Annotated in this window: 17 protein-coding genes; 13 read left to right on the top strand and 4 right to left on the bottom strand. The window is 46.4% G+C overall.

All coding sequences use genetic code 11. From position 1 onward, the window contains the following. The first annotated feature begins 36 nt into the window (after nt 1-36). From VIB_RS01695 to VIB_RS01650, 10 genes are all read left to right on the top strand, one after another. The gene (locus tag VIB_RS01695) at nt 37-858 is read left to right on the top strand and encodes a DUF4198 domain-containing protein (protein ID WP_040903864.1); all 822 of its coding nucleotides are present in this window, start codon (nt 37-39) and stop codon (nt 856-858) included. A 10-nt stretch (nt 859-868) separates the two neighbouring features. Beyond that, a complete protein-coding gene (locus VIB_RS01690) occupies nt 869-1,171 on the top strand; it encodes a hypothetical protein (RefSeq protein ID WP_040903804.1) in 303 nt (100 codons plus the stop codon). After that, nucleotides 1,155-1,748: a DUF6162 family protein gene (locus tag VIB_RS17020; RefSeq protein ID WP_004394223.1), complete on the top strand. Its 594-nt coding sequence runs from the start codon at nt 1,155-1,157 to the stop codon at nt 1,746-1,748. The genes VIB_RS01690 and VIB_RS17020 overlap by 17 nt, the downstream gene beginning before the upstream one ends. A 16-nt stretch (nt 1,749-1,764) precedes the next feature. Next, nucleotides 1,765-2,697 (top strand): metal ABC transporter solute-binding protein, Zn/Mn family, encoded by a 933-nt coding sequence (locus tag VIB_RS01680; protein WP_040903802.1) that lies wholly within the window; start codon nt 1,765-1,767, stop codon nt 2,695-2,697. After that, on the top strand, nt 2,697-3,464 hold the full coding sequence (locus tag VIB_RS01675) for a metal ABC transporter ATP-binding protein (protein ID WP_115152532.1): 768 nt from the start codon (nt 2,697-2,699) through the stop codon (nt 3,462-3,464). The genes VIB_RS01680 and VIB_RS01675 overlap by 1 nt, the downstream gene beginning before the upstream one ends. Further along, the gene (locus VIB_RS01670) at nt 3,464-4,342 is read left to right on the top strand and encodes a metal ABC transporter permease (RefSeq protein WP_004394220.1); all 879 of its coding nucleotides are present in this window, start codon (nt 3,464-3,466) and stop codon (nt 4,340-4,342) included. The genes VIB_RS01675 and VIB_RS01670 overlap by 1 nt, the downstream gene beginning before the upstream one ends. Nucleotides 4,343-4,346: 4 nt before the next feature. Then, nucleotides 4,347-5,240 (top strand): metal ABC transporter solute-binding protein, Zn/Mn family, encoded by an 894-nt coding sequence (locus VIB_RS01665; protein WP_004394219.1) that lies wholly within the window; start codon nt 4,347-4,349, stop codon nt 5,238-5,240. A gap of 88 nt (nt 5,241-5,328) precedes the next feature. Beyond that, a complete protein-coding gene (locus VIB_RS01660; RefSeq protein WP_040903799.1) occupies nt 5,329-6,012 on the top strand; it encodes a response regulator transcription factor in 684 nt (227 codons plus the stop codon). Continuing rightward, on the top strand, nt 6,002-7,396 hold the full coding sequence (locus VIB_RS01655; protein ID WP_004394217.1) for a HAMP domain-containing sensor histidine kinase: 1,395 nt from the start codon (nt 6,002-6,004) through the stop codon (nt 7,394-7,396). Before VIB_RS01660 ends, VIB_RS01655 begins: the two co-directional genes overlap by 11 nt. 289 nt (nt 7,397-7,685) lie before the next feature. Next, nucleotides 7,686-9,881, top strand: coding sequence for a TonB-dependent receptor domain-containing protein (locus VIB_RS01650; protein ID WP_004394216.1), 2,196 nt, complete (start codon nt 7,686-7,688; stop codon nt 9,879-9,881). Between the two features lie 125 nt (nt 9,882-10,006). Here the strand turns inward: VIB_RS01650 and VIB_RS01645 are convergent, their stop codons facing one another. Further along, a complete protein-coding gene (locus VIB_RS01645; protein WP_004394215.1) occupies nt 10,007-11,152 on the bottom strand; it encodes a glycerate kinase in 1,146 nt (381 codons plus the stop codon). 140 nt (nt 11,153-11,292) lie between these two features. Between VIB_RS01645 and VIB_RS01640 the strand changes: the two genes are divergently transcribed. The 3 genes from VIB_RS01640 to VIB_RS01630 all read left to right on the top strand — a co-directional run bounded on the left by VIB_RS01640 (nt 11,293) and on the right by VIB_RS01630 (nt 13,480). After that, nucleotides 11,293-11,679 carry a YacL family protein gene (locus VIB_RS01640; protein WP_040903797.1) on the top strand — a complete coding sequence of 129 codons (387 nt, stop codon included), beginning with the start codon at nt 11,293-11,295 and terminating at the stop codon, nt 11,677-11,679. Nucleotides 11,680-11,885: 206 nt separating this feature from the next. After that, complete coding sequence (gene glnK, locus VIB_RS01635) at nt 11,886-12,224, top strand: P-II family nitrogen regulator (RefSeq protein WP_004394213.1); 339 nt, start codon at nt 11,886-11,888, stop codon at nt 12,222-12,224. Nucleotides 12,225-12,250: 26 nt separating this feature from the next. Next, nucleotides 12,251-13,480: an ammonium transporter gene (locus tag VIB_RS01630; protein WP_040903795.1), complete on the top strand. Its 1,230-nt coding sequence runs from the start codon at nt 12,251-12,253 to the stop codon at nt 13,478-13,480. A gap of 52 nt (nt 13,481-13,532) precedes the next feature. Here the strand turns inward: VIB_RS01630 and VIB_RS01625 are convergent, their stop codons facing one another. The 3 genes from VIB_RS01625 to VIB_RS01615 all read right to left on the bottom strand — a co-directional run bounded on the left by VIB_RS01625 (nt 13,533) and on the right by VIB_RS01615 (nt 17,455). Then, on the bottom strand, nt 13,533-14,624 hold the full coding sequence (locus VIB_RS01625) for an ABC transporter ATP-binding protein (protein ID WP_050782701.1): 1,092 nt from the start codon (nt 14,622-14,624) through the stop codon (nt 13,533-13,535). Beyond that, complete coding sequence (locus tag VIB_RS01620; RefSeq protein WP_004394210.1) at nt 14,621-16,225, bottom strand: ABC transporter permease; 1,605 nt, start codon at nt 16,223-16,225, stop codon at nt 14,621-14,623. The genes VIB_RS01625 and VIB_RS01620 overlap by 4 nt, the downstream gene beginning before the upstream one ends. Nucleotides 16,226-16,456: 231 nt before the next feature. Beyond that, nucleotides 16,457-17,455 (bottom strand): iron ABC transporter substrate-binding protein, encoded by a 999-nt coding sequence (locus VIB_RS01615; RefSeq protein ID WP_004394209.1) that lies wholly within the window; start codon nt 17,453-17,455, stop codon nt 16,457-16,459. Nucleotides 17,456-17,496: the final 41 nt, after the last annotated feature.

Below are 17,496 nucleotides of genomic sequence, written 5' to 3'. Positions count from 1 at the left end.
CTTCAACTAAGAGCACTACATAGGAATGAATAAATGATGTTGTATCGCGTATTTTCTACCGGTTTATTAGCGGTTGCGGCCTTAGCGTCAGCGGCAGTGGTCGCCCATCCTCGTTGGGTGTTACCGAGTGAGTTTACGGTCTCTTCACAAGACGGTGATTGGATCACCACTGACGCCAGCGCGTCACACGGAACTTTTGTCTTCGATAAGCCGTTAGGATTAGATTCTGGCGTGGTGATCACGCCAAGTGGTCAGCGCGAGCGCTTTGCTTTTGTGGCTAAGCATAAGCGTAAGTCGAGCTTCGACTTCTTTTTCTCTGAACCGGGCACCCATAAAATCAGCCTTACGGGTCAGCCATTTTATATGACCACTTACACCATCGGAGCTCGTCAAACGCCACGACGTATTGCTGCCAATGCCGCAGAGCGTGATGCAGTGTTGCCTGAAGGAGCGCAGAATGTGCAAAGCGTTTTGGTGTTTAACCGTACTGAAGCTTATGTCACTGTGAATCAACCATCTAGACAAGTTTTTGAATTAGAAAAGAAATTCTTAGAGTTGGTTCCTGTGACTCATCCAGCCGACATTGTCGAAGGCGAAACCGCGATTTTGCAGTTTTTCTTTAATGGACAGCCCCAAGCTGGTGTAGAAGCAGAAATTCGTCAAGATGGCACTTTGTACCGTAATCAACAAGAAGCGGTGATTCTGACTAGCGATAAGGATGGCAAAATTCAATTCACGCCACATCAGGCGGGTCGCTATTTATTGATTGCTGGTTTTAGCGGTCCTTTAGACGATAATCCACTTGCTGAACAAGCGCGTTCTTCCATCCATTTAACTTTTGAAGCGGTTTTAAAATAAGAGGTATGCAATGAAGTGGCAACAGTGGCTTGTGTTGACGAGTGGTTTATTGAGTGGGTTGAGTTGGGCTCATTTTCCAGTCATGGAGTGCCAAAAACAGGCCGATCACATCTTGTGCCAAGCGGGATACAGCGACAGTAGTCCGGCCATCAATGAAACGGTACGTATGTTTGATTATGACGATGTACTGATTGAAATTGGAAAAACCGATCAACGTTCTGAGGTGACGTTTACTATCCCAAACGGTGACTATTACATTGTGTTTGATCCTGGCCATGAAGCACCTGTTGAGATTGATGGCGTTGAACTTTAATTCTCACTCATCAACGCCGTCGACGGTGCGCGTTCAGGTCAAGGCGGATAAGGGCAGTCAAGAAACATGGTGGGTACTCGGCAGCATGCTGTTGATCCTACTGGTCTCGGCACTGTTGTTGCGTGGCAGACTCGTTGAAGTCACACCACCGACGACGCCGTTATCCTTTGAGCTGCGTGCCCAGGATCTCAATGAAAAGCAAAAAAGTCTGTTGATTGAGCTAAGCCTTGCTGAACAAGAGCTGCATTTCTTTCACCATCTAGAGCATCAGTGGCCCTCGGTGCAATGGCTGGCAGAAGAGGGTATTGCGCCTTTTGTGCGTGATAGTAGCTGGCATTATTTGGGTGAACATCAATGGCAGCAGGTTGCTCAAGGCTATTTAGGATTGGCGCAAGACCCTAGTCAAGTTGGGCATGTTTTGATCTGGTACCCCCAAGGCCCTGATGCTGACGCGCAAGTCTGGTTTTTTACTCAGCCAATTGTGGGAGAGTTATCAGATTGGTTAGCACTTACTGATTCATCATGGATTCAAGCTGGGTGGAAGCGTTGGCCGCTGTCTGCCTCACTATCGCATTAATAAGAGAAAAATCGTTATGTTATCAAGCCAGATTAGAGCCGTCTTTCATAGAACGCTGTTAACGATCTCCTTACTGTTTGCCAGTCACGCGGTGGCAGGATCTGATAAATTGACCATCGGTATCACGCTACACCCTTACTACAGTTATGTTGCCACGATTGTCCAAGATAGAGCGACCATTTTGCCACTGGTTGATGCAGGCTTTAACCCACACAATTATCAACCGCAACCGGGGGATTTACTGCGTTTACAGCAGATGGATGTTTTGGTGGTCAATGGCATCGGTCATGATGATTATGCGATGAAAGTGCTTGCTGCTGCTCAGCGTTCCGATCTTCAAGTTATTTACGCTAATCAACAAGTGCCCTTATTGGCCGCAATGGGCGCGAGTGTTGGCGATGGTGCCAAAAATCCCCATACTTTTGTGGGTATCGCAACCTCGATTCAAAAGGTCTATACCATTGCTCAGGCTTTAGCTCAGCTTGATCCTGATAATGGTGAATTTTATCTCGCCAATGCGCGGCAATTTGCGCGCCAGATGCGTCAAATGAAGCAGGCGGCGATGCAACAATTAATTGATGCCAATGTTCAAGCTTTAAAAGTGGCAACCACTCATAACGCCTATAACTATTTACTGCAAGAATTTGGGATTGAAGTCAGTGCGGTGATTGAACCTGCCCACGGGGTTGAGCCGAGTGCCAGCCAGCTACAAGATACGATCAATAAAATTCGCCAGTCTGGAATTAATGTCCTGTTTTATGAACTAGAAATGCCGAATCGCTTTGTCGATACCATTGAGCGCGAAACTGGCGTTAAGTTATACCGGTTTTCACACATGACTCATGGTCCTTTTACGGCCGATAAAGTGATCAAAGAGATGCAAGACAACACACAAACGTTAGTGCAAGCCATTCATTATGCTAATCAGATGAGCGAGCAAGCTCAATGATGCTGGGACCGGCAATTCATCTTAGCCAACTGAGTTTGGGTTACGCCAATCAACAGGTTTTAATGCCGTTTGATCATGCGTTTGCCGCTGGCCAATGCCATATCATTATGGGGCCAAATGGCGGAGGGAAAACCTCTTTACTGCGTTCAATTATGGGCTTAACCCCTTTTCAGGGAGGTATTGCTCTTGAGTGGCCGCTGGGCGCTAAGCAGCAAATGGGTTATGTGCCTCAAAAAGCCTTATTTGAATCAAGTTTACCGATCAGTGTGATGGATTTTATGCTGCTCAATATCAGCCGGTTACCGCTGTTTTTACAAGCGCTGTCACCTTACAAGCGAACGAATCGCGAGCAGGTTTTGAACAGTCTACAGCGGGTTGGTATGGCGAGTCGTGCTCATTTACGTCTGGGTCAATTATCAGGCGGTGAATTGCAACGGGTGATGTTTGCTCAGGCGCTACTCGATAAGCCAGAGCTGCTGATTTTGGATGAACCGACAACCGGGATGGATGAGCAAGGCGTACAGTACTTAGAGCAACTGATTGCGGATTTAGTGGCCGAAGGTGTGACGGTATTAGCGGTACACCATGATATTGGCGCGGTACGGCGCATCTTACAAACTACACCTGGCCAAGTCCATGTCATCAATCGTCAATTGGTCGCCTCGGGACCGGTCGCACAAGTCTTGCACCCCGATAATATTGAGCGACTTTTTGAGCACTACAGTCAGCATGGGCATTTGGCGTCCAAACAAGAGCGAGCGGCTTAATGGAAACATTACAACAATGGCTGATCACCGGAGTTGAACGTGGTTGGTTAGCGGAAAGCTTTGCCTACGCTTTTATGCTCAATGCGTTAATTGCTGCGGTAATTTTAGGCCCTTTGCTTGGTGGGTTGGGGACTTTAGTGATAGCGAAACGCTTGGCATTTTTCTCCGAAGCGGTGGGCCATGCAGCGATTACGGGGATTGCTATCGGTATTTTATTGGGTGAAAGTCCCGAATCGCCGATGATTGGTTTGTTCAGCTTCTGCTTGATTTTTGCCTTACTACTGCATTACGTGCGTAATCGTACCCAAGTACCTTACGATACTTTAGTTGGCGTCTTTCTCTCCGCAGCCTTGGCATTGGGCGCAGCGCTACTGATGTACGTAGCGCGTAAAATTAATATTCATTTATTAGAAAATGTGTTGTTTGGGTCGATTTTAACCGTCACTCGGCAAGATATTATGTTGCTGGTTCTAGTGTGTAGCTTGATCATGTTAGTACTGCTACTCAGTTATAACCGTATCTTACTGGCTTGTTTAAGCCCGGATATCGCGAAAGTCCGTGGCTACCTGGTCAACGGTTATGACTACCTGTTTGTCATCATGATAACCCTAGTGACGATAGTTTCGGTCAAAGTGATTGGCGCAATTTTAGTTGGCGCCCTGCTGCTGATCCCCGGCGCGACGGCGCGTCTATTAACTCGCAATAATGCCAGCTTTGTGATGCTATCGGCTTGCTTAGCGACCTTAGCTTGCATTGGCGGGACCATTTTACCGGTTGTTTATCAATGGCCTTTACCTTCTGGGGCGGCGATTATTTTACTCTCAACCCTGTTTTTTATCAGCGCCACCTTATGGCGAGTATTAAGACCGAATGGATAATGTTATGTACCCTCACTGCCGAACCATCATGACCCAATTGTGGTTGCTATTGTGTAGTTCATTGCTGCTGGTGTCTCTATCAGCACAAGCTCAAGACCGTGTATTAACTTCTCTGCCGGTCACCTATTGGTTAACCAAGCAGCTGGTTGCTCAGACGCCAATAGAGGTTGTCTATCTGCCATCGCCTCGCTTTAGCTTGCAGCGTCATCAAAGCTGGTTTGATAGTGAGCAGCAAAAAGTGGCCAAGTACGCCAGAGAAGCGAAAGCGGTCGTGACCATCCGCTCCATTTGGCCGCAAGATCCGATTTATCCTCAGGTGCGTCAATACAATATTCATCTGGTGCCCATTGATGCTGCGCAAGCCTTAACGCCAAGAGCGCCAGCGGTTTCATCATTACGAGATGGACAAGGACAGATCTCGCCGTATGTGTGGCTCAATCCACTCAATTTAACCACCATGCTGAATAATATTAGCCTCGATTTACAGCAAATTTTTAGCTCACAACAAGCGAATATTCAGGCGAATCAGCAGCGCGTGGCTGGTGAACTACAGCAGCAGCTTTTTGCTAATCAAGCGCGATTGTTCAATCATGAGGTCGAAAGTGTGGTGTTATTGGATGAAGCACTGCTCGATTTTGCTGCGGGCTACAGTTTATCAATCCAAGGGCAGCAATTTAAGCCGGAGCTGGAGTGGAATACGCAAGATCAACAACAGTTAAAACAATGGTTGCAAACGTCATCCGATGTTTGGGTATTGACGACTCGTCCGCCGAGTCCTGCGTTAAAGGTCTTATTGGGAGAGTTTTCACGCTATATTGTGATCGATCCGTTAAGCCGTTTAGGGCAAGGATTTGATGTTGAACATCCCTGGCAGCGCTGGCAAATTGATTTAGATTAACTCGTATGAAGGCTATCGGCTGTTGTGCTTGTATTTGAGTTAATAATAAATAGAATAATAACAATTCCTATTTGTTATTATTAAGCTCATGCCGACCATTCTAATTGCTGATGATGATCCGATGATGTGCCAACTGCTCGAATCCGTGTTGGTGAATGAAGGCTATCAAGTCATCTGTGCCCATGATGGCGAGCAAGCGTTAACTCAGCTCGCCAGCCATCCCTTTGATCTGGTGTTACTCGATGTGATGATGCCTAAACTCAATGGATTGCAGGCGGCACGGCGCATCTGCCAGCGTTTTTCGACCCCGATTGTCATGATCAGTGCTTTTGCGGACGAAGCGGCAAAAATCGATGGCTATGAAGCCGGAGCGGATCACTATTTAACCAAACCGTTCAGTATTCCGAAATTACTCACTTTGATCAAAGCGACACTACGTCGAGTTGCATTAGAGAAACAGCGTCATACCCATCATTTTGCACTGAATTTTTCAGGGCAACTGTCAGCGCATATTGATACCTTACGTCGGCTGCCGTTCACCCAAACCGAACTCGATTTAGTGACTTATCTGGCGGCTCATCCGCAGCAAGTGATCTCCAAATCTGAGCTCCAGCATCAAGTGTTAAAACGAGAGTTGTGTCCGTTTGATCGTAATTTAGATATGCATATCAGTAATATACGTCGTAAGCTATCGCAAGCTGGATGGCCAAAATCCACCATTCGTACCGCGCGAGGCGTGGGATATCAATTTGCCAGTGCCCATGTTCAATAAAAGACAATGGTGTCTTTTTTCTGGAAACCATATTTGCCAGCGATTGGTGGTGCGTCTTTTTGCCAGTTTAGCGCTCAGTGTGTTGTTGATTTTGCTCTCTTTTACTGCCGTAGAGATGGTGCTCTACGAGCGTTTTTTAACCCTACCTAATAAAGTCCAACGAGAATTACAACAGTTAAGTACCAGCGCCAATCAACAGCGCCAGCTCGGTGCAGAGGCGTTAGCGCAATGGGAAATGTCTCAGCCTTATTTATTGTACGTGATAGACAGTACTAATCATGTCGTCAGTGGGCGAGATATTCACCCTCATGTGCAGATGAAAATGCGTAACGCTCGTCAGCTCACCGAGCCCATGGGGACTCGAGTCTCGAAACCGATGATCATTGTGCCGATGAGCGATGGATATTCGCTGATGGTCCAGTTACCATGGCAGCAACATCCTGCATCGCGAGCGGGCTATTATCTTTGGTCAACGAATCTGTTGCTCAGCCTATTAATTTTAACCTTGATCTCATGGGTATTAAGTCGTCAATTGCAAAGACCATTGGGACGTTTACAGTCTGCTAGTCGTGCGGTTGCTCAGGGGATCACGGAAACGCGTGTCTCACAGTCGATAGGTCATAGCCCGTGGGAGTTTCAACAACTGGCGGCTGATTTCGATAACATGGCCGAGCAGATCCAAGGATTGATTGAAGAGCAGCGAAAATTGGTTCGTACCTTATCCCATGAGTTAAAAACACCGCTGACTCGGCAAGCCTTAGCTCTGCATTTAGCCAGCCATACTGATGTTGCCCAAGAGCGCACTCAATGGTTAGTGCGCGCTGAACAAGAAGCTCAGTTGATGGATTCAATGATTGAGAAAATTCTTGAGCTTAGTCGGTTGCGCAGTCTTCATTGTGATGTGGTATTACAACCGTTGGATGTGCAGGCGTATTTAAGTCAGCAAACCGAGCAGTTTCGTCCACATTTACAACCCACTCAGCAACTGCGATTTGTGCCGAGTGGACAAGATGAATGGATACGGGGCGATCGAGTGTTACTCGGCAGTATATTGGATAACTTATTGACTAATGCGACTAAGTACGCGGGTGAGCAGTGTTGCATTACAGTGATGACAAAAAAGCAGGATCGGCAAGTCAAAATCATCGTGATGGATGATGGTCCTGGGGTGGAGAGTGAGCAATTAGAGGCGATTTTTCGTCCTTTTTATCAAACGATGTCGACACTATCTTCTCGTCATGGTTATGGATTAGGTTTGTCCATTGTTCAGCAATCGGTTGAGAAAATGCATGGCCATGTGAGTGCTGAAAATAATCACGGCTTAGTCGTTACGCTGAGCTTTCCTGTCTACCTTCCCTCTGAGTTAAGCCACCGTCACGATTAACGATTTACTTTTTTTCAGAATATTATCCAATTGAGAGGGGGCAATATCATTTTCGATTAGGATGTTGAGAAAAGTTCCCTTTATCAGTGTAAAGAATGTAAAGTAAATACAATTGATAATTATTATTAGTTAGATTCCTTCCGGTGATAGTTCAAGCCCATTTATTTCCAACCAACGTGAAGCTGTCGTGATGCGGCAATCATGGTGAGTGCCGCCATCATTATCGCTGTTGAGCGCCTCCTTGGACCAAACAATGGGCATTATGCAATAAAGATAAAGGAATAGAACCATGTTGTTAACTCGTAAAACGAGCTTAGCGGTGGCGATTGCCTCGCTGTGTCATTTGCCTGTGTTGGCCCAAGTGGAAAGTAAAGCGGATGAAGTGATGGTCGTCACCGCTTCTGGTTTTGAAAAGAAATTGACTCATGCTCCCGCTACCATCAGTGTGATCTCCCGTGCTGATCTGGAAATGAAGCGTTTTGCTAATCTTGCTGAAGCGCTACAAGATCAAGAAGGGATTGATGTTTTTGGTAATACTGGAAAAACCGGTGGTTTGAACATCAGTATCCGTGGTATGCCGTCTGAATATACGCTGATTTTGATTGATGGTCGCAGACAAAATGTTGCGGGAAATATCACACCAAATGGCTTTGGTGAGATGTCTGGTGGGGTTATGCCGCCGGTTAATGCTATTGAGCGAATTGAAATTGTCCGTGGCCCGATGTCAACGCTCTACGGCTCAGATGCGATGGGCGGGGTTATCAATATCATCACCCGTAAAGTAACCGACACTTGGAATACATCGATCACCCAAGATTATACTTGGCAGCAAGAGCGTGAATTTGGTGATACTCATAAAACCAGTTTGCATACCAGTGGTCCGCTGATCGCTGATACGCTAGGTCTAGCCGTTCGCGGTAGTTTTTATAAACGTAATGAATCCAATCTGACTGCGCAGGGAGCAGATGGTCGCGAGCTAGACGCCCGTGGGCAAAGCAAAGTCGATAATGAAAACTATACCTTTGGTACTCGTTTTGATTACATTGCGATAGACGATCATAACTTATGGTTCGATATGGACTTATCTCGTCAGAATTACGATAACGGTACTCCAGAAAATCGTAAACTGAGCAACAATGATACTGCAACCAATTGGCGCGGTTATGCTGACGAGTTACGCTATGAAAACCGTCAGTTTGCACTCGGTCATACTTCTCAAGTAGATTTAGGGGTATGGGAATCGAGTGTCATGTATAACGTTTCTGAGACCATTGGTCGCACCATTCCGGGGAATCCAAATCGTCCGAGTGGTATCCCAGGTAAGAATGTCAAAGATCAGCGTGAATTAGAAACCACCAATATTGTGTTTGATACCAAACTAAATACGACCATCGGTGATGATCATTACCTGACCGTGGGAGCGCAGTACTGGAATGCTTCTATGACTGACGGTATGGTCAGCGAAGATTTTGAGCAAAAAACGTGGTCACTGTTTGCCGAAGATGAATGGTTAATCACAGATGCTTTAAGCCTGACTTTAGGTGGACGTTACGATCATCATGATGCCTTTGGTAGCCACTTCAGTCCTCGTGCCTATGCAGTGTACAGCCTGAGTCCGACAATGACAGTCAAAGGTGGCGTGAGTACCGGTTATAAAGCACCACAAGTGAATGCGTTGCACAGTGGCATTAATGGGATTACTGGGCAAGGGACACAAATTACCATCGGTTCTCCGGATCTAAAACCAGAGACCACTCGCACTACCGAGATTGGTTTTTACTACAATGGTGAGCAAGGCATTACTACCAATGTAACGCTATTCCATAACCAGTTTGATGATAAAATCTCAACGGGTACGCCATTATACAACTGTTTCTCATCGACCAATCCGAACCGTCCTGGCTGCGTGAGTTATGGTGATAACTGGGCTCAAGATACCTTTAGCCAACAAACTAACGTTGATGAAGCTTACAGTCGTGGTGTTGAATTTGCCTTTGCGATGCCATTGCTCGACACCGTGAATTTCTCGATGAACTACACCTTTACCGAAACGGAAATTAAGGAAAAAGGTAAGGTTGCTGGCGAGCTGAGTGATACACCAAAACACAAAGCCAGTGCGAAAGTGAACTGGGCTGCGACTGAGCAAGCGAATGTTTGGTTAGCGGTGAATTATCGTGGCGAAAGTCGTCGCTTTAATGGTTTAGTGGAAGATCTCACTGCCGCTAATAAAGCGATGTACGATGCGGTAGGTGATATTAAAGCGTATACCCTGTTTGATCTGGGTGGTGCTTATCGGATCAATAAAAATTTCAGTGTCAATGCGACAATTTATAACTTATTTAACCAAGATTTTCGTAAGTTCACCGCTTATGAGTATGACGGTGATACCTACTACGCCAGTCAATACAGTCATCTTCAACAATCGACCAAAGGTGCGATTTTAGAAGGACGCCGCTTATGGATTTCGGCTAACTACACTTTCTAAGTCTCGTGTTGAGTGATAAGTCGTGAATAGACAATGCCAGTGATCTGACGATCACTGGCATTTTTATTAAGCAGCATGACATCATGCTGCTTGGTGTAATCTTAATCGTCATTGGCTAACGACGATTAAGATTGATCCGCGCGAGACAAACGCAATACTGCCGCCACATTGCGTGCAGTGAGCTCGATATTTTGCGCCGCCTCGGCAAAAGCGGTCGCTAAGTCAACGCAACCTGGTACTACGCTGAATACCGCATCCATCCCATGCTGATGCACAATGCCGCAATCGGCAGACAAACTCCCCGCAATGCCAATTACCGGAACCGAAAAACGTTTTGCAGTCCGTGCCACCCCGATGGGCGTTTTGCCATAAATAGTCTGGCTATCAATGCGCCCTTCGCCAGTAATCACTAAATCGGCATCTTTGACCATATCACTTAGATTGACGGCTTCCATGACAATCTCAATGCCGGGACGTAGGCTTGCACCAAGCAGACCAATCAGCGCTGCTCCTAAACCTCCCGCCGCGCCTGCGCCAGGGATATCTTTGACATCGATTGCCAGTTGCGTTTTGATGATCTGTGCGTAATGGGCAAGGTTGGTATCAAGCTGCGCAACCATCTCTGGTGTTGCGCCTTTTTGTGGGCCAAATATCTGCGTTGCCCCTTGTTTACCGCATAAAGGATTATTCACATCACAAGCCACTTGTAGCGTGATTTTAGCTAAGCGTGGGTCGATAGCAGAGGTATCAATGCGAGCCAGCTTAGCCAGTTCTTCACCACCAAAACCTAGCTCATCGCCTTGTGCATCCAGCATTTTAACCCCTAATGCTTGCGCCATGCCTAAACCGCCATCGTTAGTCGCGCTGCCACCAATCCCTATGATGATCTGCTCAACCTCGTGCTCGAGTGCAGCTTTGATCAGTTCACCGGTGCCATAGCTGGTGGTTTTCATTGGGTTGCGCAGCTCTGGCGCGACAAGGTGTAAACCAGATGCGGCCGCCATCTCTATGATAGCCGTTTTACCATCGCCCATTAATCCGTAGAAACCTTCAATCTGTTCACCTAAAGGGGCGGTGACTGTGGCCATAAAAATGGATCCACCGGTCGCGTCAACTAGGGATTGAACCGTGCCTTCTCCACCATCGGCCATGGGTAATTTTAGGTACTGGGCGTTAGGGAAGACTTGTTTAAATCCATTTTCAATCGCGGTAGCCACTTCCATCGCAGTTAGGCTTTCTTTGTATGAATCAGGAGCAATGACAATTTTCATTATTACACCTTATTGGGCTGAGGCCGTTGATTAGAGTAAACCATCGCTGAGCAAGGAGACCGTTGAGTTTCTTTAGTGTCGATAATCATCGATAATAACAAGATTCTATTTATCCCCAAGCATTAATGGCAGAGAACCTGATGGACTACGAATTTAAAAAAAATACCCTTGATGGCAGTTATTACTGCGCATTTTCAATGGGCCACGAAATCATTGGCCGCTGGTTGCAAGAAGAGATCAGTCATGACCGTCAAAAAGTCGATCAAGTGTTACAAGCCATTCATCAAGCCCAGCAAGCGCCGAACCAAGAGCATATCTTAGAAGGGCGTGAAATTAGCTTGATGATCCTAGCCGATGAAGTGACTGTGCAAGCCAATGTGTTGTCTCATGAGGATGAGTTAGACATCGAGAGTGACTTTGATTTTTATGATTGTGAAAGCACAGCGAGCTGTGGTTTGGATGATTTTATCTTGATGATTGAGCAGTGGTGTGAATTTATTCGCTATCGGCCGACTTCGCTCGGTTAGGTCGAGGCTGACAATACGTTGCACAACATCAGTGAAACGTGAAGCGGTTGCTTCAATAGTGGGAATTTACGCACCTTTATGGTGCGTTTTGCATATTTTAAGCGCTAATTTTAAGTAAATAATCTTTATAAACAATACGTTAAAAAGTTGGCACGTACCTTGGATTGTATGAGTAGGAAATGGATGACTGCGATTGAGAGGATACGATGAAACTGATTAACGCGATAATTAAACCTTTTAAGCTCGATGATGTACGTGAGGCTTTAGCGGATGTTGGCATTGAAGGGATGACGGTGACTGAAGTTAAAGGTTTTGGACGCCAAAAAGGGCACACTGAGTTATACCGCGGTGCTGAATACCAAGTGGATTTTTTACCCAAGGTGAAATTAGAAATTGCCACTCAAGCTGATAATGTTGATCGCGTTCTTGAGGCGATCATTAAAGCGGCGCACACCGGGAAAATCGGTGATGGCAAGATTTTTGTTTATGACTTAAGCCACGCGGTTCGCATTCGTACTGGCGAAACCGACAGTGAAGCGCTTTAACATTCAATGGATTGGAGAATATGACTATGGAATTGTCACTGACAGTAACTGAGCTGCGCTATGCACTGGATACGTTCTTTTTATTAATTTCTGGCGCATTAGTGATGTGGATGGCGGCTGGATTTGCCATGTTAGAAGCGGGTTTAGTTCGCTCTAAGAACACCACCGAAATTTTAACCAAAAACTTTGTTTTATATGCGATAGCTTGTACAACGTTTTTGATCGTCGGCTATCACATTATGTATGTTGATAATGCTGAAGGTGGTTTATTTCCTTCACTGGGTGGTTTAATTGGTAGCCAAGAAGAAGGTGCTGATTTTGCTTTGCAAGCGGATTTCTTTTTCCAAGTGGTGTTTGTGGCTACCGCGATGTCAGTGGTCTCTGGCGCCGTGGCTGAGCGAATGAAGCTGTGGGCGTTTTTGATTTTTGCCTTAGTGTTAACGGCATTTATTTATCCGGTTTCAGGTTACTGGACATGGGGTGGCGGCTTTTTGGATGCGGCAGGATACAGTGATTTTGCTGGTTCAGGAATTGTGCATATGGCGGGAGCCTCTGCGGCTTTAGCGGGTGTGCTCTTGCTCGGTGCTCGTAAAGGTAAGTATGGTAAAAATGGCCAAATCTTCCCGATCCCTGGTTCAAACATGCCGTTAGCAACCTTGGGGACCTTTATTCTATGGTTTGGTTGGTTTGGCTTTAACGGTGGCTCACAATTAATGATCTCCGATTTTGAGAATGCCACCTCAGTAGCGCAAGTGTTCTTAAATACTAATGCGGCAGCGGCAGCGGGAGCGATTGCAGCGCTACTGGTATGCAAAACTACTTGGGGTAAAGCCGATCTGACCATGATCCTCAATGGTGCATTAGCGGGTTTAGTGGCGATCACCGCCGATCCTCTGTCACCATCGCCTCTCTATTCGGTGGCGATTGGCGCAGTGGCTGGAGTGATTGTGGTGTTCAGTATTGTCGGTTTGGATAAACTCAAAATTGATGATCCAGTCGGTGCCATCTCAGTACACGGTGTGTGTGGTTTGTTTGGTTTGCTGGTGGTGCCTTTAAGTAACCCTGAAGCGACATTAACCGCTCAATTATTAGGTGCTGCGGTGATTTTTGCTTGGGTGTTTACGGCTAGCTTGGTGGTGTGGGCGATTCTCAAAGCGACGATTGGTATTCGAGTCACTGAAGAAGAAGAAATGCAAGGCATGGACATTCATGACTGCGGCGTTGATGCTTACCCTGAATTTGTCACTCTAAAATAGCGATATTGAATCGTTGATCATCCCCTTACTGAAGGCTCAGTAAGGGGATTTTTTATGCAAGTAAACGGCAAGCGTAAGCGATGTTGGTAATAGCGACCGTTTGACCCACGGCAAATTCAGCGTGACGGTTAGTGATGACTGATAAATTCAGTTCATCCAGTTGTAGGGTATAAAAGTAATCATGGCCACGAAATTCACGGCTGATCACCGTCGCTTGTGTCTGCTGCTGGTTTAGCTGGCTGCTCAGTTGAATATCTTCTGGTCGAATAGAGAGAGTAACACTGGGTTCAGACAATCCGGGAAGCGTGATATTGCCTAAGCGAGTCTGTACTTGATCGCCATCAACTTGACCGGTGATTAAATTAGTATGACCTAAGAACTGAGCAACAAACGCATTGATCGGTTGCTGATAGACCTGTTGTGGCGTACCGATTTGCACCAATTTACCTTGTTGCATCACGCCAATTTTATCGGCGAAGCACAGTGCTTCCGCTTGATCATGAGTCACTAAAATCACCGTTGTTCCTGAGCGTTTAAATAATTGACGCATTTCATTACGCGTGGCTTCACGCAGTGCCGCATCAAGGTTACTAAACGGCTCATCAAGTAGCACGAGATCGGGCTCTGCGGCTAAGGTGCGCGCGAGTGCAACTCGCTGTTGCTGACCGCCAGATAACTCATTGGGATAACGATGACATAAATGGCTTAGTCCCATTAACTCTAACCAAGGGATCGCTTTTTCTGCACGCTGATTTTTGGGCGTCGTACGCATGGCAAACATGATGTTTTGTTCCACCGTCATGTGCGGAAACAGCGCATAATCTTGAAAGACGATGCCGATATTACGTTCTTGTGCGGGTCGTTGAGTGACCTCTTGGCCATGAAGGGCAATCTGGCCTGAGTTAGGTTGCTCAAATCCAGCCAGCATGCGTAATGTGGTGGTTTTTCCGCAGCCGCTGGGACCTAATAAAGCCAAAATTTCACCGGCTTGCAGTTGAAAAGAAACATCGCTGACTGCAGGTTGATCGCTATCAGTAAACCATTTACTTAATTGCTGCGCTTGAATTTGGTATTGGCAATGAGGCGATTTTTCAGCCGCTAAGGTGTCTTGCATAGCGTCAATAACAAGGTTGTATGAACTCATTGGGTCCCTTTGATCTTTTCACGATTTAAGATTAAACCGATCGATAAACTAGAAAATAAAACAATCGCCGTCGCAAAGGGGGCAGCCTCTGCCATCAGCCCTTCCGAAGTTCGTGAAAACACCGTCACCGCTAAAGTGTGATAACCCGTAGGAGCGAGTAAGAAAGTGATCGGCAGTTCTTTCATGCAGAACAGAAATACCAAGGCTATCGAAGCTAAAATACCGCGTCTTAAGCGAGGGAGTACCACATACAAAAAACTAGCGCTTGAACTATAACCTAAGGACTGCGCCGCTTCTTCGGTATTTTGACGGGTTTGGATTAGCGCGCTGCGGATCGGGCCCATCGCTAAGGCAAGGGTGGCTAGACTCCAAGTCAAGATCAGCAATGCTAAGGTCTGGTATAAGAAAAATGCACTATGCAGAGCAAAAAACACCATGGCTAAAGCGAGGGTTAAAGGAGGCAGTGCATAACCAATGTAAGCACTGCGTTCCATGGTGCGTGTTAACGGCGATGGATAGCGAGTCACTAAATAACACAGCGGCAGCGCCATCAAAGCCGCCAATAACGCGGCGGGTGCGGCGGCAAAGGCAGAGCGTGCAAAAGTGAAAGGGACTTGCATGAGCAAATTGATATCCGGTGGTATGACGATCATCCAGTAACCGAGCATGGTTAAAGGCAAACCAATGGAGGCGGAAAACACGACAGTGACATAGAGCCAGGCTGCAGGAGTCCAAGCTCCTAAGGCGAACGGTTTTGCATGACGAGTAACACCACTACCGACACTGGACAGGCGTTTCCGTTTTAACAATGAGTATTCAATTAATAAAAAACTGCCCGCGAGTGCCAGTAACATGAGTGATAACCAAGCGGCGTAAATCCGATCAAATGCCCCTGAATACTGATTAAAAATCGCAAAACTAAACGCTTCATAGCGCATTAAGGCTACGGCGCCAAAATCGCCGAGCACATAAAGAGCCACCACTATATAGCCAGCGAGGAGCGCCGGTAATAAGTGTGGCAGCATCACAAAACGAAAGGTGGCCAATCGTGAATAACCAAGGCTGTAGGCACTTTCTTCCAAGCTACTGTCTAATCCTAACAGCGCTGCACGTAGATTCAGAAATATATACGGATAGGTATAAAGCGCCAGCGCCCACACCGCCCCCCAATAGCCGGAGATATTACTGATTCGAATATCAAATAGGTGAGCTAATGCCCCCATATTGCCGCCGATACCGAGTAGAGCATAAGCCATCACGTAACCGGGTATCGCAAGGGGAACAATGGCTAGAATGGTTAACAGCTGTTTTCCTGCTATCGAGGTACGGGTAACTAACCACGCCATGGGCAGTGCTAAAAAGGTACAAACGGCGAGTACGCCAAAGGTCAGAGATAATGTATTGAGTAAAAGTTGCCAATTGCGTGCGCGAAACACCAATTCAATCAGCTGATCATAATCAGCTTGTGATGCACGCAGAACCAAGTAAAACAGCGGAATGATCATCAATAGCGAGATAAAACCAGCACTGAGCAGTAAATAAAACGGAGGACGTTGACCAATCGCTCGTATAGAAAAGTCTGGTTGTGATGAAACACTCATAGGAGTTACTACCTGTATTCAGCGTCCTTGGTGGAGTTTACTAATTATTACTATCTCTTGATTGAGCGTGATAACGCTGAGACGGAGATAGTCTGATCAAGGCCAAATTATAGAGCCAAGTTGCATACTATAAATTACGATTAAATAGCAAAGCCAATGCTTGCGCACTGGCTTTGTGGTCGAGATATTACCATTAAGGGTAATGAATAAGGTACGAAATTATCGTAAAACTTATAGCAAACCTGCGTCACGCAACAGTTTTAAGGTACCTTGTAAATCAGCCAGTTGATCGAGATCAATACTTGGTGCCGCTTGCAATAGTGTATCTAGCTCACCCAAAACAGGGTTAGGAATAATGCCCTGAGTGACTGGGTATTCACCAACTACTGAGGTGAAGTATTGTTGAGCGGCAGGAGACAACATGTACTCAATAAATTGAATCGCTTGAGGCTGCTTTTTACTGCTTTTTAAGACAGCAACACCCGCGACATTAACTAAGTTACCAATGTCACCTTCGGCAAAGTAAGTCTGCTTAGCTGGGAAGCTCGCATTGGCGGCAACAAAGCGTGGTAAGTAGTAGTTATTGACCAACGCAAAATCAATTTCGCCATCGCCAATCGCTTGTATTTGAGTGGTGTTATTACGATAAATTTTCGGCTGGTTGGCTTTCATCGCCTTTAACCACGCCAAGGTTTTCTCGTCACCATGTTGTACTCGCATCGCTGTAACGAATGACTGGAAGCCCCCGTTGGTTGGTGCGAGACCAAAACGGCCTTGGTATTTTTCGGAAGTTAAATCAAACACAGAGGCTGGAATGTCTTCCGCAGAAGCGCGTTCAGTCGAATAAGCGATCACGCGTGAGCGGCCACTGGCGGCAACCCATTGACCCGTTTTACTGGTATAAATTTCAGGTAGCTGTTTGTAAACCGCTTCTGGTAGCGTGGCTAAGAGACCTGCGTTAGCCAGTGCTCCCATCGCGCCTGCATCTTGTCCCCAATACACATCGGCTGGTGAGCGAGCGCCTTCTTCTTGCAATAACACCGCAAGTTGAGCGGTATCACCATAACGTACGTTAACTTTAATGCCACTCTGCTTTTCAAATTGTTCGATGATCGGTTTAACAAGAGTTTCACCACGGCCTGAATAAAGCGTGATGTCTTGAGCGTGGAGCAAGGGGGCGGTAATCAAACTACTGACTAAAGCGACAGTTGAGAGCAACTTCTTTTGCATGAATAAACCTTTTATCTCAATGAGTAGGACAATCGACGGTA

The sequence above is a fragment of the Vibrio metschnikovii CIP 69.14 genome (genome assembly GCF_000176155.1).
GTDB classification, from domain to species: Bacteria; Pseudomonadota; Gammaproteobacteria; order Enterobacterales; family Vibrionaceae; genus Vibrio; species Vibrio metschnikovii.
This window is presented reverse-complemented; position numbering and strand designations above follow the sequence as displayed.